Source organism: Bacillus sp. PK6-026 (genome assembly GCF_054161455.1).
Map to the genome: position 1 here is coordinate 1,569,498 of NZ_CP096418.1, position 16,091 is coordinate 1,585,588.

The following is a 16,091-nucleotide window of genomic DNA, read 5'->3' on the forward strand; positions in this document are numbered from 1 at the left end:
GCATGCGGAAATGATATAAAAGGACCTCAGAAAACTTCTGAGGTCCTTTTGTGCGGAAGGCTTTAGATCGCCCAGTTGCCGTTTCTGAAAATCGGCTCTCTTTTTCCGTCTGCTGTGATTCCGTCTATATTCATTTCTCCTGAACCGATCATGAAGTCAACATGTGTAATGCTTTCGTTTAATCCTTCTTTCGCCAGCTCTTCGCGCGACATCTGCTTTCCGCCTTCGATGTTGAATGCGTACGCACTGCCGATTGCGAGGTGGTTTGAGGCGTTTTCGTCAAACAGCGTGTTGTAAAACAGAATATTGGACTTGGAAATCGGCGAATCGTGGGCAACGAGCGCAATTTCGCCTAAGTAGTGTGAACCCTCATCCGTTTCGATCAGCTCTTTTAAAATCTCTTCACCTTGTTCAGCTTTGACATCGGTGATCCGTCCGTTTTCAAATGTCAGCTGAAAGCCGTCGATCAGATTGCCGCCGTAGCTTAACGGCTTTGTGCTTGAAACAGTGCCGTTCACTCCGTCTTTTTTCGGAGCGGTGAATACTTCTTCTGTCGGCATATTGGCCATGAACTCGATGCCGTTTTCGTTAGTGCTTCCGGCGCCGACCCACAGGTGCTTCTCAGGAAGCTCGATCGTCAAATCTGTTCCTTTTGCTTGGTAATGAAGGGCTTGGTAATGCTTGTCGTTTAAGACGCTTACTTTATCGCGCAAAGTTTGATCGTGGTCTTTCCACGCTTGGACAGGATCTTCACGGTCGACGCGGGTCGTTTTGAAGATCTCATTCCACAGCTTTTGCATCGCTGTCTTTTCATCTGCGTCAGGGAATACTTTTTTGGCCCAGGCCGGTGAAGGTGCTGCGACGACAGTCCAGCTGACTTTATCCGATTGAATCATTTGCCTGTATGTATGCATCGCCTTTCCGGCGGCTTTTTGCTGGGTCGCGATTTTTTTGGAATCGATGCCTTTCAAAAGATCAGGGCTTGAAGAGACAATGGAAATAAAAGCGGCGCCTTCCTTAGCGAGCGTCTCCAGACCTTTCGCTTCCCACTCAGGGAATTCTTCAAAGGCTTCCGCTGGGGCCAGCTCATATTTCAGCCTTGTCACCTCATCATCCTGCCAGCGGACCGTTACATTTTTTGCCCCTATTTGATAGGCGCTTTTGACGAGGAGCCGTGCAAAATCGCGTACTTCTGTTGACGCGTTGATAACGACTTTCTGTCCTTTTTGAACGTTTACACCGACTTCGGCTACAAGCTTCGCATATTTGCTCAGTTTATCAGTAAACGAATTCATTGGCAAAACCTCCTTTATTGTCCATAACATCATATCAAATATTTGATTGAAAAGAAAAAAAGACGCAGCCCGGTAAGGCTGCATCTTTTTTAACGGTTGATTTTGGCCGTTTGGCCGGGGGGCGAGCTTGGCATGTTTGCAAGGGAGATGCTCATCCCCCCGAGAATAATACCGCTTAAAATAACGGTGATGGCCAGGCGTCTTCCCATATCTCTAAGCATGTTCTTCCTCCTTATCGTTTCTCCATTCCTCACGATATGAAAGAAGCAGGGAAAAAAGACGCGAAAACAAAAATTATTTAGCCGCTTTTTGCAATTTATCGATCACTTCAAGAGAGCGGCCCGTTCCGATGGCGACAGACTCGAGCGGATTTGCAGCAACATGCACGGGCACAACGATTTCCTGTGATAGCCATTCTTTGATGCCGTTCAATAGCGCGCCTCCTCCGGTTAAAATCACGCCCCGGTCGACAATGTCTCCGCTCAGCTCGGGAGGACAGTCTTCAAGCGTCGCTCTGATGGCTTCGATAATATGAAGGAGCGATTCGCGCATCGCCTTCTGAATCTCTATTGATTCCAGGGTAATCGTTTTCGGCAGGCCTGTGACAAGGTCGCGCCCTCTGACTTCCATCGTTTTCGTCTCATGGTCAATCAATGCGTAGCCGATCTCAATCTTGACTTCTTCGGCCGTCCGTTCACCGATCAGCAGGTTGTATTTTTTTCTGACGAATGACACGATGTCTTCATCAAGCTGGTCGCCGCCGATCCGGATCGAGTGGCATGAGACTACGCCTCCGAATGAAATGATCGCCACTTCTGTCGTGCCGCCGCCGATATCGACGACAACGTTTGCGACAGGTTCATCGACAGGCAGGTCTGCGCCGATGGCGGCAGCGACAGGCTCCTCAATCAAATGGACTTGCTTGGCTCCGCAGTTTTTGACAGCATCGCTGATCGCACGCCGTTCAACCGCGGTTGAACCGGATGGCGTGCAGACGACGACGCTCGGCTTTCTGAAAGTAAAGCCGATGTTCTTTCCGGCTTTTTTCATAATCTGCTTCAAGAGGTCTGTCGTCATGTCATAATCGGCGATGACTCCGTCTTTCATCGGTCTGACCGCGACGATTTTTCCCGGTGTCTTTCCGATCATGTTTTTGGCTTCTGTTCCGACCGCCAATACGCTCTTTGTTTCCGTATCCACGGCGACAACGGAAGGCTCATTTAAAATGATTCCTTTGTTTTTGCTGTAAACCAATATGTTAGCTGTGCCTAGATCAATTCCGATCTCGGTTGTTTGAAACATGTTTTCACCCAATCTCTATTTAAAATTTTTCCGAAAAACGAAATTTTCTTCGTGCTGAAAAAATGAATTTCATTTAAATTTTCTCAAATGATCGGCGATTTTTGGGGGTTTGTGACGAGTTTGAAACCAATCTGTAAAATGCTGTCCTCATATTGACATGATGAGAAAAATATTCATTTTTATGACCGAATTTTTGTCAAAGAAACGTTCAATAAGGGAAACCTTTTTCAGTCTTCGTTCGTCTATCGTTATGCTAAGACAATATCTTAGAAAAATAGAAACAAAAGAGGAAGTAGGCGAAAGTTTTGAAAGCAATTGGAGTTGTGAGAAAAGTAGACGAACTCGGCCGGATCGTGATGCCGATTGAATTGAGAAGAGCTTTGGATATTTCGATCAAGGACAGCATCGAATTCTTTGTCGACCAAGATAAAATTGTCCTGAAAAAATATAAACCGCACGGTGTGTGCCTGATGACCGGTGAAATCACTTCTGAAAACCGCGAGTACGGAAACGGGAAAATTACGCTGAGTCCTGAGGGGGCCGAATTGCTTTTGGAAGAAATAAAAGCTGCCTTAAACGAAGTGAAAGCATAAGATTTGAAGCCCTTCATCAGAAGGGCTTTTTCTTGCGTCGGCAGAAGATAAAACCGCCGTCACTGAAAAATTCAGCCATAGAGACGATAAATACTTCGAACAATCCTCTCAAATGTGGTGTAAAGAATGTTACAATTGACTGAGAAATACAAGTGGCAGGTGGGGGTATGAAAAGATATCAAGGACGAATCATTGCAACCGTGCTGGCAATGACTTTTATCATGTTTTGGAATTTTTTATTCTATGGGGTGTTGGGAAATAAAATCAATTGGACGGTTGATCTGCTGTTTACACTGGTGACATTAATCAGCGTTTGGTGGCTCACGCTTTATATCGATGAGTCCAATCAGCTTGTCTATAAACTGAAGGAGAGCGAAAAGAAATATAAAGAGCTTTCTTCAGAAACCAACCGCATCATGGATAACCTTCAGGAAATCGTCTTTCAGACGGACCGGATAGGATACATTACATTTTTGAATCAGGCGTGGACAACGTTGACCGGATACAGTGTTGAAGAGAGTCTTGGAACGATGTACAACGATTACTTTGACCATGAAGAACGGATCTCGAATCACCTGATCGCCCAGCTGAAGAACAAGGAGCCTGAAGGCAGGATCGAGGTGCTCTACCATCGCAAAGACGGAAGCAAGTTCTGGGGCGAAGTTCACTATAAACTTTATTATAAAAACGGTCAATTTACGAGCAGCTTGGGGACGCTGACTGATGTGACGGAACGGAAAAAAGCGGAGATGGAATTGTTCAAGTCGAATCAGCGGCTGGCTATGCAGTCTCAGAAGCTGGCGATGGCCGGGCAGCTCGCCGCGGGAATCGCTCACGAAGTCAGGAACCCGCTGACATCGGTAAACGGATTTTTGCAGCTGATGAAAGCGGAATATCCCGACCGGAAAGATTACTTTGACATTATTTTCTCTGAGATTAAACGAATCGATTCCGTGCTCGGCGAACTGCTTGTACTGGCCAAACCGCACCAGGTTCAATTTAAAAAGATCAACATCAATTCGGTTCTTCAGCAGGTGGCAACGCTTCTTGAGACCAACGCCGTGCTTTCCCACATTAAGATCGAAAAAGCGTTTCAGCACGGGGAGGAGTGGGAAATAAACGGCGATGAAAATCAAATCAAACAGGTATTCATCAATTTAATAAAAAACGGGATAGAAGCGATGCCTGACGGTGGAAAAATCACGATCTCCTCGGAGGTTGAAGGTGACTATGTGAAAATCAGCATCAAAGACGAAGGGGGCGGCATTTCCCAAGCCGATTTGGCAAAGCTCGGGGAGCCTTTCTTCTCAACGAAAGAAGAAGGGACGGGTCTTGGGCTGACGATTTGCCTGAATATTATCGGCGCTCACAACGGAGAAATGAAAATCGACAGCGAATTGGGCGAGGGAAGCACATTCCACATCCTGCTTCCGATCGACAAAGGGGCGGCATCCGAAGAGAACGATATTCAGCAAGGATGCTGCAGCCGCGCAACGATAAAATAAAAGAGGAAAAATTCCACTTCATATGATAGAATTTGTTCAGATTGACCCATGGAGGAATTACCGATGAAAAAAGAATTTGCAGTAATTGGACTCGGCCGGTTCGGCGGCAGCATTTGTAAAGCATTGAGTGAAGAAGGGCTTGAGGTAATGGCGATCGACAGAGATGAAGATCGCGTAAACGAATACGCCAAAATTGCCTCACATGCTGTGATAGGAGACACTACAGACGAATCAGTGCTGAAAAACCTTGGACTGCGCAATTTTGACCACGTCATTGTAGCGATCGGGGAGAACATTCAAGCGAGCATTTTGACAACGCTGATTTTGAAAGAGCTTGGTGTGAAAATGATTACCGTCAAAGCTCAAAACGATTATCACGAAAAAGTATTATCCAAAATCGGAGCGGACCGGATCGTTCATCCGGAGCGTGAAATGGGAAAAAGAATCGCCCACAACATCGTCTCCAACAATGTGCTTGATTATCTTGAACTTTCTGATGAACATAGCCTTGTCGAAATCGCAGCGAACGGCAAACTGGCCGGAAATACGCTGCTTGACCTTGATATCCGGGCCAGATACGGAATTAATATTGTCGCGATCAAGCGGGGGAAAGAAGTCATCGTATCTCCGCTTGCCACCGAAGAGATTCAAAAAGACGATATTTTAATCGTCATCGGCTCAAATCCTGACATTGAGAGATTTGAAAAAAAAGTCTTTCAACATTAAAATGCCATCGATCAGCCGCGGGAACCCCACAGCCCGCGGTTTTTTTGATCTTTTCATTGACTGTTTCAAACGATTCGGCTACGATATTGAACCATATCCATATAAAAATGAGAGGGGACATATATCTTTGGACAATGAGATGTTCATTCACCGGCTTGGCGCCGCCAGTCATCGCAAAAAAGCGGATACTGTAATTAAAAACGGAAAGATCATGGATGTTTTTAATCAGGAATGGTTGAAGACAGACATAGCTATCACAGACGGGGCCATCGTCGGTTTGGGCGATTATGAGGGGGAGAATACCATTGACGCAGAAGGACAAATGATCGTTCCCGGCTTTATCGACGGTCATGTCCACATTGAGTCTTCAATGGTGACGCCGCCCGAATTTGCCAAAGCGGTGATTCCCCACGGTGTAACAACCGTTGTCACCGATCCCCATGAAATCGCGAATGTCTCAGGAGTGAGGGGTCTTGAGTTCATGTTGGAGCAGGCTAAGATGACAAGGCTGAACATTCGTTTTATGCTCCCTTCTTGTGTGCCTGCGGCACCATTTGAAAAATCGGGTGCGGTTTTGAACGCTGCGGATTTACATCCTTTTTACAGCCGCGAAGAGGTGCTCGGGCTTGCGGAAGTGATGGACTATGTGGCCGTTGAAGCGGGAGAGCCGGATATGGTGCAAAAACTCATGGATGCCCATAAAGCGGACAAGCGGATCGACGGACATCTGGCCGGCTTGTCAGCTGGGTTCGTCAATGTCTACAGAGCGGCGGGCGTGCTGACAGACCATGAGGTCACGACACCTGAAGAGGCGCTTGAACGGGTCAGAAGAGGAATGTACGTCATGCTGAGAGAAGGCTCTGCGGCAAAGAATACACGTCATGTTTTGCCTGCGGTTAATGAGAAAAATGCGAGACGCTTCTTTTTCTGTACGGATGATAAGCATTTGGATGAACTGGTCGATGAAGGAAGCATTAACCATCAGGTCAAGCTTGCAATTCAAGAGGGACTTGACCCGTTTCTCGCATATCAAATGGGCAGCCTCAATGCAGCGGAATGCTTCGGGTTAAAGACGAAGGGAGCGGTTGCCCCGGGTTATGACGCAGACCTCCTTTTCATCAGCGATTTTGAGAACGTCAGCATTTCAAAGACGATGATCAACGGCGTGATCTGGAGCGGGGCAGAACAAAGCGAATGGACGGACGGCAAAGCGGCACCTGCTCTGCTCAAATCTGTCCATCTCCCTGATTTACATGAGGATGATCTGGAAATTCCGATCGTTCAAGGGAGTGAAATCAGGATCATTGACATTATCCCCAATCAGCTTGAAACAAAGCTGTCCCTGACCAAGCCGAAAAGCGGCGCTTTTTTTCAGCCGGATCTGGAAAGCGATCTGTTGAAAATTGCAGTGATTGAGCGCCATCGCGGCGTTAAAGGAATCGGACTCGGCGTTGTCAGGGGCTTCGGTCTAAAAGAAGGCGCCATCGCGACAACGATTTCTCATGATTCCCACAATTTAATCGCTGTCGGTACAAATGATCAAGACATCTTAAAAGCGGTTGAACGTCTCGGAGAAATCGGGGGAGGCCTCACCATTGCAAAAGGAGGGAAGGAGCTTCAATCCGTCGCTCTGCCGATTGCCGGCCTCTTGTCGGACAAACCGCTTGAGACGGTAAACGAAAGCTTAAAATCTCTTCATGCAGCATTAACGGAGACAGGATTTTCAGGAGCGTTTAATCCTTTTCTGACGCTTTCTTTTTTAGCGCTTCCTGTTATCCCCGACATTAAAATGACGACAGAAGGCTTGTTTGATGTTAAAGCGTTCAGGCATATCCCGATTCAACCATAAAAAAACGGATGCACACCGGTGCATCCGTTTTTTTTGCTCAAGCCGCGATTAGACTTCCATAATAATCGGAAGGATCATCGGGCGGCGTTTTGTTTTTTCGTAGAGGAACGGAGCGAGCGTGTCTGTGATCTCGTTCTTAATTTCAGACCACTGCGTCGTTTTGCGTTCCATCACTTTTTTAAGGTGTCCTGCAATCAGGTCCTGGGCATCGTTGATTAAATCACCGGATTCTCTCATGTAGACAAATCCTCTGGAAATTAAGTCAGGTCCTGCGGACACTTTGAACTCTTTCATGTTGATGCTGACAACGACAATGACAAGCCCTTCTTCAGAAAGAATCCGGCGGTCGCGAAGCACGATGTTCCCGATGTCGCCGATGCCGCTTCCGTCAATATAGACATTGCCTGACGGGATTTTACCTGCGACTGAGGCTTCTTCGCTTGTCAAAGCAAGCACTTCGCCGTTGTCCATAATAAAGCAGTTTTCCTCAGGAATTCCGCAGTCTGTCGCAAGTTTGACGTGCATTTTCTGCATTCTGTATTCACCGTGAATCGGCATGAAAAACTTTGGCTTGATGAGGCGGAGCATCAGCTTTTGCTCTTCCTGTCCGCCATGTCCTGATGTATGAATGTTAGTCACAGCTCCGTGGATGACATCAGCACCCGCCCGGTAAAGCTGGTTAATTGTGCGACTGACGCTGATTGTATTGCCCGGGATCGGAGATGATGAAAATACGACCGTATCCCCGGGAATGATGGAAATTTGCCGGTGTGTGCCGTTAGCAATTCGGGATAGCGCAGCCATCGGTTCACCTTGGCTTCCGGTACAAAGAATCGTCACTTTGCCGGCAGGAAGCCTGTTGATTTCATTCGCTTCAACAAACGTATTTTTCGGACACTTAATATACCCGAGCGTTTGGCCGATTTCAATCGCCGATTCCATGCTTCGTCCAAATACGGCAACCTTCCGTCCGTTTGCAACAGCTGCTTCGATCACCTGCTGCAGGCGGTGGATGTTTGACGCGAAGGTTGCGAAGATGATCCGCCCTTCAACTTTTCGGAAAATATCATCAATGCTTTCTCCGACTTTGCGCTCTGACATCGTGAAATCAGGGATTTCACTGTTGGTGCTGTCAGAAAGCAGACAAAGCACGCCTTCTTTTCCGATTTCGGCCATCTTGGTCAAGTTGGCAGGTTCGCCTACCGGTGTAAAATCGAATTTAAAGTCACCGGTATGTACGATGTTTCCTTGCGGTGTTTTTACGACAATCCCGTATGAGTCCGGAATGCTGTGGGTCGTCCTGAAAAAAGAAACCGACGTTTTTCTGAATTTGACGATATCGTCTTCTTCAATGATATGAAGCTTTGTTTGACGCAGCAGACCGTGCTCTTCAAGCTTCTTTCTGAGAAGGCCGATGGCGAGCTGTCCGCCGTAAACGGGAATGTTCACCTGTTTGAGCAGGTACGGAATTCCGCCGATATGGTCTTCGTGGCCGTGCGTAATAAAAAGACCTTTGATTTTTTCTTCGTTTTTGACTAAATAAGTGTAGTCGGGGATGACATAGTCGATTCCGAGGAGCTCGTCTTCCGGAAACTTAATCCCCGCATCGATGAGCACGATCTCGTCCTGAAACTGGACCCCGTACGTGTTTTTGCCGATTTCCCCAAGTCCTCCAAGGGCAAATACAGCCGTTTGATCATTTTTTACAAATTTCATTCATTCATAACTCCAATACTTTAAAATTTTCGCTTTGCTTTTCATATTCTAAAAAAGCGTCTTCAACTTGCTGTATAAACTCAATATTGTAGTTGTATTGTTTTAATTTAGATCTGACTTCACGTTCAGATTGAGCTTCCACAAAAATTGAATCTGTTTTTTCACGAACAGGTACTTCGTCATTGCTTGCTTGATAAAATACCTTATAGATCATCCAAATCTCTCCTTAACTGCCGATTGTTAGACTCATCTTTCTATTATATTCGAAATTGCCTCATAAGAAAAGCGCTTGAGAAAAAAAGGACTCTTCCACATGAGTGAAGGTCCTTTTAGGCAATCGACTTTCTGCGCATCATGCCATTCAGCTGTTTTTTTAATTTTTTCCGCAGTCGGCGTAGCATACGGATTCCTCCTTTCTCTGACTTGTCCGGTCACTACCGTATCTCTTTAGTTCTATTATATGATGAATCCGTCTATTGTTACATGGATATTATTGGCATGTTGATTTTGTTTTGATTTTGGAGTGAAAAGGTTTTCTCGCGTACGCAGTTTTTGTATGATGGTACAGGAGAACCATCAATCATACTAGCTAAGGGAGAAGGATTCACTGCCATGGATAAAAAGCTGATTTTCTTTGATATCGACGGAACGATTTATGATCATGATAAACGGATTCCCGACACCGCGAAACAGGCTGTCTCCGATTTAAAAGCGCACGGCCATCATGTTTTCATCGCATCAGGCCGGGCGCCGTTTATGGTCAGGCCTGTGCTTGAAGAATTGGGCATCGATTCTTTTGTCTCTTATAACGGACAATATGTCGTTTTTGAAGGAGAGGTCATTTATAAAAACCCCATTGCCGAACAGTCACTGGAAGCGCTGCTTGCGCATTCGGACAGCTGCGGCCATCCCCTCGTCTTCATGGGAGAAGAGGGGATGCGCACTACATCTGCCGGCCATCCGTTCGTCCACGAAGGAATCGGCAGCTTAAAAGTCAATCCGCCGGAAGAGGACCGCGCCTATTTTAAAGGTAGGGACATTTTTCAGGTCCTCTTGTTCTGTAAGCAAGACGAGGAAGAGCAGTACAGCCGGTTTCAGGAGTTTGATCTCGTCCGCTGGCACGAGCGCTCCACAGATGTGCTGCCTTCTGGCGGTTCGAAAGCGGAAGGAATCAAAAAAGTCATTGAAAAGCTTCCGTTCGACAGAGAGGATACTTACGCGTTTGGAGACGGTCTGAACGACCTGCAGATGATCGAGTTTGCGGGAACCGGAGTGGCGATGGGCAACGCTGTGCCTGAGCTGAAAAAAATAGCCGACTTTGTCACAAAGCCCGTCGATGAAGACGGCATTCAATACGCGGTAGAAGCCCTCGGGCTTTTGAAACCATAAAAAAACGGATCTTGTCTGATCCGTTTTTTTATGTGCATTATCTGCCGACAGGCGTTGCGTTTTCGGGTTGTTTCAGCGGGTTTTCTTTGTCGATATGGTCGTAAAACATAATGCCGTTTAAATGATCGATTTCATGCTGGAATACGATTGCCGGAAATCCTTTTAAGCGGATGTCGACGTTTTCGCCATCAAGTGTCGTTCCTTTGACCCGGATCCGTTCATAGCGCGGAACATATCCGGGAATCGGTTCGTCGACGGACAGGCAGCCCTCGCCGCTTGTCAAATAGCATTTTTGAACAGAGTGGCTGACGATCTTCGGGTTGAAAAGCGCATAGCTGTAAAGTGTCCCGTCTTCATTTTCGGCATGAACTGCGATCATTCGTTTATTGATATTAATTTGCGGAGCGGCTAGGCCGACACCAGGACGAAGGTTGTACTTTTGAGCGATTTCAGGGTCCTGGCTGTTTTTGACAAACTCGATCATGTCGCTCAGCTGTTTGATTTCTTCTTCGCTAGCTGGCAATTGAACTTCTTCGGCGACGGTTCTTAAAGCGGGGTGCCCGTCGCGGACAATGTTTTCCATTGTGATCAACATCTTCACTCCCAACGATTCATTATGTAAAGTATAGCGGATCTTGCTCTTTTCGCGCAATCTCTGTGCATGATAAAATGACCAGCCGAAGGAGGCTGGTCATGACGGATTCATCAGGGGCTAGCAGCCTAAATAAGCGGCCCCTACAATAATCAGCAAAATAAAGAGAACGACGATCAAAGCGAATGTGCGGCCGTAGCCGTATCCATAACCGCCGCCGTACCCGTATCCAGGGCAGCAATAACCGTACATATGAAGACCTCCTCCGTTATTTTACGCCAGCCTTTTCTTTTTGGTAGGCAGGGCGTCTAATATAAATTATGTAAAAGTCCAACGGTTGTATAGTCGAATGCCCAACTTCAAGGAATTTTCCCTGAATGTTTTGGTCTAAAAGCGAAGGCGGCGGCATACCGATCTGATATCGGCTTGTCCATACGCTTTAGACTTCTGTTGTCAAACAAACGAATTCATTTTATAGTGGAATTTGTCGAGATTGGGGGAAGTTCGAAGTGAAATTTTCAAACATGCGGGTGCCAGCAGGCATCGTTGTTCTTTTCACGGCAGCATTTGTACTATCAGGCTGTCTCTGGAAAGATCCTGTCGAGTCTTTTCACGGCTCGCTGGAGAAGATCGTGGAATTGGAAGAGCCTTTTAAACAAGAGCAGGGTTCCCTTAAAAGTCTGGAAAAAGCTGAATCTAAGCTTTACGAGGAAATGATCAGGCTCAATATGGATGATTTTGACCGGATCGCTGCGCTCTCCGACAAAGCGCTCAAGAAAGCCGGAAACCGCGAGAAGCACTTGAATTCTGAGAAAGAAAGCATAGACGAAGCAAAGCAGGAGTTTGAAGCGAATAAAGCGTCGGCGGAAAAAATCGCAGATCAGAAGGTCAGGAAAAAAGCTGAGAACGCTGCTTCTTTTATGGAAAAGCGCTACAAAGCCTACGACTCGCTTTATGACGCTTATCAGAAAGCAATCGGCCTTGACAAAGAGCTGTACAAGCTGATCAAAAACAAAGGTCTTAAACTGGATGACCTTGAGGCACAGCTGAAAAAAATCAATCAATCGTATGACAAAGTGCTGAAAGAAAGCAAACATTTCAATGAGTATACAAAGGATTACAACAAAGCCAGAAAAGATTTTTACAAGGCTGCGGGGTTTGAGATGAAAGAGGGCTGAATATTCAGCCCTCTTTTTTCGACAAAATCTGTATTGCTATTGTAATACAGAATGCTGTCTATACTAGAACAGTTTGAAACAGTCTGAACAGCGCTGAAACAGAAATTCAGTAAAGCGAATACATTTATTGAATTTCAGGAATGAAATCGATTGACGAGTATGATCGACTGGTGTAAACTTAGCCTTGGTGGAACTTGTTGTATTAGTTTGTCATAAACTATAAATGATACAGTTTTAGAACGCGTTGTGCTGTCCTTACATAAAAGTTTCGACAACCATCAAAGCGGCTAATAAGAAATAAATATGAGTTGCGCCCGTCAATTTAGGACACCCTAATTCTGTATGTATAAGGGATACACGTCTATGACTGTCAAAAGAAAGGAAGAGGTGACTTTATATGGCTGCAAAAACGAAAAAAGCAATCGTTGATAGCAAAAAGCAATTCGATGCCATTAAAAAGCAGTTCGAAACGTTTCAAATTTTGAATGAAGAAGGCGAAGTCGTTAATGAAGCGGCAATGCCCGATCTATCTGATGATCAATTAAAAGAATTAATGCGCCGCATGGTGTATACACGCATTTTGGATCAGCGTTCTATTTCTTTGAACAGACAAGGCCGCCTTGGCTTCTACGCGCCGACTGCCGGTCAGGAAGCGTCTCAAATTGCTACGCATTTCGCGCTTGAAAAAGAAGACTTTGTTCTTCCGGGCTACCGTGATGTTCCGCAGCTGATCTGGCACGGACTTCCGCTTTATCAAGCATTCTTGTTCTCTCGCGGACATTTCCGCGGCAACCAAATGCCGGATGATGTCAATGCGCTGTCACCGCAAATTATTATCGGTGCGCAATATATCCAGACGGCTGGCGTTGCACTCGGCTTGAAAAAACGCGGCAAACAGGCTGTGGCGATCACTTATACTGGAGACGGCGGTGCTTCCCAAGGTGACTTCTACGAAGGCATCAACTTTGCCGGTGCGTATAAAGCTCCAGCTATTTTCGTTGTTCAAAACAACCGCTATGCGATTTCTACACCTGTTGAGAAGCAATCAGCAGCTCAAACAATCGCACAAAAAGCTGCGGCTGCAGGTATCGTCGGCGTTCAAGTAGACGGCATGGATGCCCTTGCTGTATACGCTGCGACACGCGAAGCACGCGAGCGCGCTGTAAACGGCGAAGGCCCTACCCTGATCGAAACGCTTTGCTTCCGTTACGGTCCTCATACTATGGCCGGTGACGACCCGACGAAATACCGTACGAAAGAAATCGAGAATGAGTGGGAGCAGAAAGATCCGCTTGTCCGTTTCCGCAAATTCTTGGAAAACAAAGGCCTTTGGTCTGAAGAAGAAGAAAGCAAGGTAATTGAAGAAGCGAAAGAAGAAATCAAGCAGGCGATCAAAAAAGCTGACGAAGAGCCGAAGCAAAAAGTGACCGACCTGATCGACATCATGTATGAAGAGCTTCCTTACAACCTTGCAGAACAAAAGGAAATTTATAAAGAGAAGGAGTCGAAGTAAGCCATGGCGCAAATGACAATGATTCAAGCAATCACTGATGCGTTACGCACAGAACTGAAAAATGACGAAAATGTCTTAGTTTTCGGAGAAGACGTCGGTGTTAACGGCGGCGTGTTCCGTGCGACTGAAGGATTGCAAAAAGAGTTTGGTGAGGATCGCGTATTTGACACTCCTCTTGCTGAATCTGGTATCGGCGGCCTTGCACTCGGCTTAGGCTTACAAGGCTTCCGTCCTGTAATGGAAATTCAATTTTTCGGCTTTGTGTACGAAGTGATGGACTCAGTTTCCGGACAAATGGCACGGATGCGCTACCGTTCCGGCGGCCGCTGGACTTCACCAGTGACAATCCGCTCTCCGTTCGGCGGCGGTGTTCATACGCCTGAACTTCACGCGGACAGCTTGGAAGGACTCGTTGCACAGCAGCCTGGACTTAAAGTCGTCATTCCTTCAACTCCGTACGATGCTAAAGGACTTTTAATCTCCGCGATCCGCGATAACGATCCGGTTGTCTTCCTTGAGCATATGAAACTTTACCGTTCATTCCGTCAGGAAGTTCCTGAAGAGGAATACACAATTGAAATCGGCAAAGCCGATGTGAAACGCGAAGGAACAGACCTTTCCATCATCACATACGGAGCGATGGTTCACGAGTCATTAAAAGCTGCGGAAGAGCTTGAAAAAGAAGGCGTATCTGCTGAGGTTGTCGACCTTCGCACAGTCAGCCCGCTTGACATCGACACGATCATCGCATCTGTGGAAAAAACAGGCCGCGCGATCGTCGTTCAAGAGGCGCAAAAACAGGCTGGAGTGGCTGCAAACGTTGTTGCCGAAATCAACGACCGCGCGATTTTGAGCCTCGAAGCTCCGGTGCTTCGCGTCACTGCTCCTGATACGGTATTCGCATTCTCTCAAGCTGAAAGCGTATGGCTTCCAAACCATAAAGACGTGCTTGAAACTGCGAAAAAAGTATTGGAATTCTAATAAGATCTGAACAATAAGGGAAAAGCTGATACCAGCCTTTTTCCCTTCATGCATTTCCACAGTCAGTCGGAGAAACTGTAGCCGTCTACTGACAGTCAGCCTAAATAAGCAGGCTGACCATTATATCAACTACGTAATAATCTTAGGAGGTCGAAAACTGTGGCATTTGAATTTAAACTTCCGGATATCGGGGAAGGAATCCACGAAGGCGAAATCGTAAAATGGTTCGTCAAGCCAAACGACGAGGTAAACGAAGATGACGTTTTGGCAGAGGTCCAAAACGATAAAGCAGTTGTAGAAATTCCTTCACCTGTTAAAGGAAAAGTATTAGAATTAAAAGTTGAAGAGGGAACAGTCGCAACCGTTGGGCAGACAATCATCACATTTGATGCACCAGGTTACGAAGATCTTCAATTCAAAGGCGACGAATCAGGCGAAGTGAAAGCGGAAGAAGCTGACAAACAAGAAACTGATGCACCAGCAGAAGCAGCGGAAGCAAACGAGCAAGCGGATGCAGATCCGAATAAGCGCGTCATTGCAATGCCATCTGTACGCAAGTATGCCCGTGAAAAAGGCGTTGATATCGTGAATGTTTCAGGTTCGGGCAAAAACGGCCGCGTTCTGAAAGAAGATATCGACAGCTTCTTAAACGGAGGAACTGCCGGAAACGCTCAGGCTGCTCAAGCTGAAGAAAAAGCAGAGCCTGCTGCACAAAAACCTGCAGCGGCGGTTCAAGTGCCTGAAGGCGAATTCCCTGAAACACGCGAGAAAATGAGCGGAATCCGCAAAGCCATCGCAAAAGCTATGGTCAACTCAAAACATACCGCTCCACACGTTACACTAATGGACGAAGTCGATGTGACAAACCTTGTCGCTCACCGCAAGCAGTTTAAACAAGTTGCGGCTGATCAAGGAATTAAGCTGACTTACCTGCCTTACGTGGTAAAAGCTTTAACATCAGCTCTGAAAAAATATCCAGTCCTGAATACATCAATTGACGACAATACAGATGAAGTGATTCAGAAGCACTACTACAACATCGGTATTGCGGCAGACACTGACAAAGGCCTGCTTGTGCCGGTCGTTAAAAATGCGGACCGCAAAGCTGTTTTTGAGATTTCAAATGAAATCAACGAACTTGCGACAAAAGCACGCGACGGCAAACTTGCTCCTGCTGAAATGAAAGGCGCTTCTTGCACAATTACGAATATCGGCTCTGCCGGCGGTCAATGGTTCACACCGGTTATCAACCATCCGGAAGTTGCGATCCTTGGAATCGGCCGCATCGCTGAGAAAGCTGTCGTTCGTGACGGCGAAATCGTCGCTGCACCTGTTCTGGCTCTTTCTCTAAGCTTCGACCACCGTATGATCGACGGCGCAACTGCACAAAACGCATTAAATCACATCAAGCGTTTGCTGAACGATCCACAATTAATTTTAATGGAGGCGTAA

16 protein-coding genes are annotated in these 16,091 nt (G+C 46.5%); 9 read left to right on the forward strand and 7 right to left on the reverse strand.

All coding sequences use genetic code 11. The features are described from left to right. Positions 1–62 precede the first annotated feature (62 nt). The 3 genes from M1D59_RS08015 to mreBH form a co-directional block, all read right to left on the reverse strand. On the reverse strand, positions 63–1,295 hold the full coding sequence (locus tag M1D59_RS08015; protein ID WP_023857280.1) for an aminopeptidase: 1,233 nt from the start codon (positions 1,293–1,295) through the stop codon (positions 63–65). 89 nt (positions 1,296–1,384) lie between these two features. Further along, the gene (locus M1D59_RS08020; RefSeq protein WP_003181378.1) at positions 1,385–1,516 is read right to left on the reverse strand and encodes a protein YkpC; all 132 of its coding nucleotides are present in this window, start codon (positions 1,514–1,516) and stop codon (positions 1,385–1,387) included. A gap of 73 nt (positions 1,517–1,589) precedes the next feature. Continuing rightward, a complete protein-coding gene (gene mreBH, locus M1D59_RS08025) occupies positions 1,590–2,597 on the reverse strand; it encodes a rod-share determining protein MreBH (RefSeq protein ID WP_020451234.1) in 1,008 nt (335 codons plus the stop codon). A gap of 305 nt (positions 2,598–2,902) precedes the next feature. Between mreBH and M1D59_RS08030 the strand changes: the two genes are divergently transcribed. The 4 genes from M1D59_RS08030 to ade all read left to right on the forward strand — a co-directional run bounded on the left by M1D59_RS08030 (position 2,903) and on the right by ade (position 7,270). Beyond that, positions 2,903–3,190, forward strand: a complete 288-nt coding sequence (locus M1D59_RS08030; protein ID WP_020451235.1) for an AbrB/MazE/SpoVT family DNA-binding domain-containing protein — start codon at positions 2,903–2,905, stop codon at positions 3,188–3,190. 167 nt (positions 3,191–3,357) lie between these two features. Beyond that, complete coding sequence (locus M1D59_RS08035) at positions 3,358–4,695, forward strand: ATP-binding protein (protein WP_020451236.1); 1,338 nt, start codon at positions 3,358–3,360, stop codon at positions 4,693–4,695. A gap of 63 nt (positions 4,696–4,758) precedes the next feature. Further along, on the forward strand, positions 4,759–5,421 hold the full coding sequence (locus M1D59_RS08040) for a potassium channel family protein (protein ID WP_020451237.1): 663 nt from the start codon (positions 4,759–4,761) through the stop codon (positions 5,419–5,421). Positions 5,422–5,548: 127 nt separating this feature from the next. Beyond that, positions 5,549–7,270 carry an adenine deaminase gene (ade, locus tag M1D59_RS08045; RefSeq protein ID WP_458117927.1) on the forward strand — a complete coding sequence of 574 codons (1,722 nt, stop codon included), beginning with the start codon at positions 5,549–5,551 and terminating at the stop codon, positions 7,268–7,270. A gap of 48 nt (positions 7,271–7,318) precedes the next feature. On the opposite strand, the gene rnjA is transcribed toward ade, so the two are convergent. Together rnjA and M1D59_RS08055 are read right to left on the reverse strand one after the other, a co-directional pair. Continuing rightward, on the reverse strand, positions 7,319–8,986 hold the full coding sequence (gene rnjA, locus M1D59_RS08050) for a ribonuclease J1 (RefSeq protein WP_020451239.1): 1,668 nt from the start codon (positions 8,984–8,986) through the stop codon (positions 7,319–7,321). Between the two features lie 4 nt (positions 8,987–8,990). Further along, positions 8,991–9,200 carry a DNA-dependent RNA polymerase subunit epsilon gene (locus M1D59_RS08055; RefSeq protein ID WP_020451240.1) on the reverse strand — a complete coding sequence of 70 codons (210 nt, stop codon included), beginning with the start codon at positions 9,198–9,200 and terminating at the stop codon, positions 8,991–8,993. 398 nt (positions 9,201–9,598) lie between these two features. On the opposite strand from M1D59_RS08055, the gene M1D59_RS08060 reads away from it, so the two are divergent. Then, positions 9,599–10,375 (forward strand): Cof-type HAD-IIB family hydrolase, encoded by a 777-nt coding sequence (locus tag M1D59_RS08060; protein ID WP_096748081.1) that lies wholly within the window; start codon positions 9,599–9,601, stop codon positions 10,373–10,375. Positions 10,376–10,412: 37 nt separating this feature from the next. Here M1D59_RS08060 and def read toward each other — a convergent pair whose 3' ends face one another. Together def and M1D59_RS08070 are read right to left on the reverse strand one after the other, a co-directional pair. Next, complete coding sequence (gene def, locus M1D59_RS08065; RefSeq protein ID WP_023857276.1) at positions 10,413–10,967, reverse strand: peptide deformylase; 555 nt, start codon at positions 10,965–10,967, stop codon at positions 10,413–10,415. Positions 10,968–11,087: 120 nt separating this feature from the next. Continuing rightward, positions 11,088–11,219, reverse strand: coding sequence for a YjcZ family sporulation protein (locus tag M1D59_RS08070; protein WP_003181399.1), 132 nt, complete (start codon positions 11,217–11,219; stop codon positions 11,088–11,090). Positions 11,220–11,476: 257 nt separating this feature from the next. Here M1D59_RS08070 and M1D59_RS08075 point away from each other — a divergent pair, with 257 nt between their 5' ends. From M1D59_RS08075 to M1D59_RS08090, 4 genes are all read left to right on the forward strand, one after another. Beyond that, positions 11,477–12,145, forward strand: coding sequence for a YkyA family protein (locus tag M1D59_RS08075; protein ID WP_458117928.1), 669 nt, complete (start codon positions 11,477–11,479; stop codon positions 12,143–12,145). 397 nt (positions 12,146–12,542) lie between these two features. Then, a complete protein-coding gene (gene pdhA / locus M1D59_RS08080) occupies positions 12,543–13,658 on the forward strand; it encodes a pyruvate dehydrogenase (acetyl-transferring) E1 component subunit alpha (RefSeq protein ID WP_020451244.1) in 1,116 nt (371 codons plus the stop codon). A 3-nt stretch (positions 13,659–13,661) separates the two neighbouring features. Beyond that, positions 13,662–14,639: a pyruvate dehydrogenase complex E1 component subunit beta gene (pdhB, locus tag M1D59_RS08085; protein WP_020451245.1), complete on the forward strand. Its 978-nt coding sequence runs from the start codon at positions 13,662–13,664 to the stop codon at positions 14,637–14,639. Between the two features lie 159 nt (positions 14,640–14,798). Next, positions 14,799–16,091, forward strand: coding sequence for a dihydrolipoamide acetyltransferase family protein (locus M1D59_RS08090; RefSeq protein ID WP_458117929.1), 1,293 nt, complete (start codon positions 14,799–14,801; stop codon positions 16,089–16,091).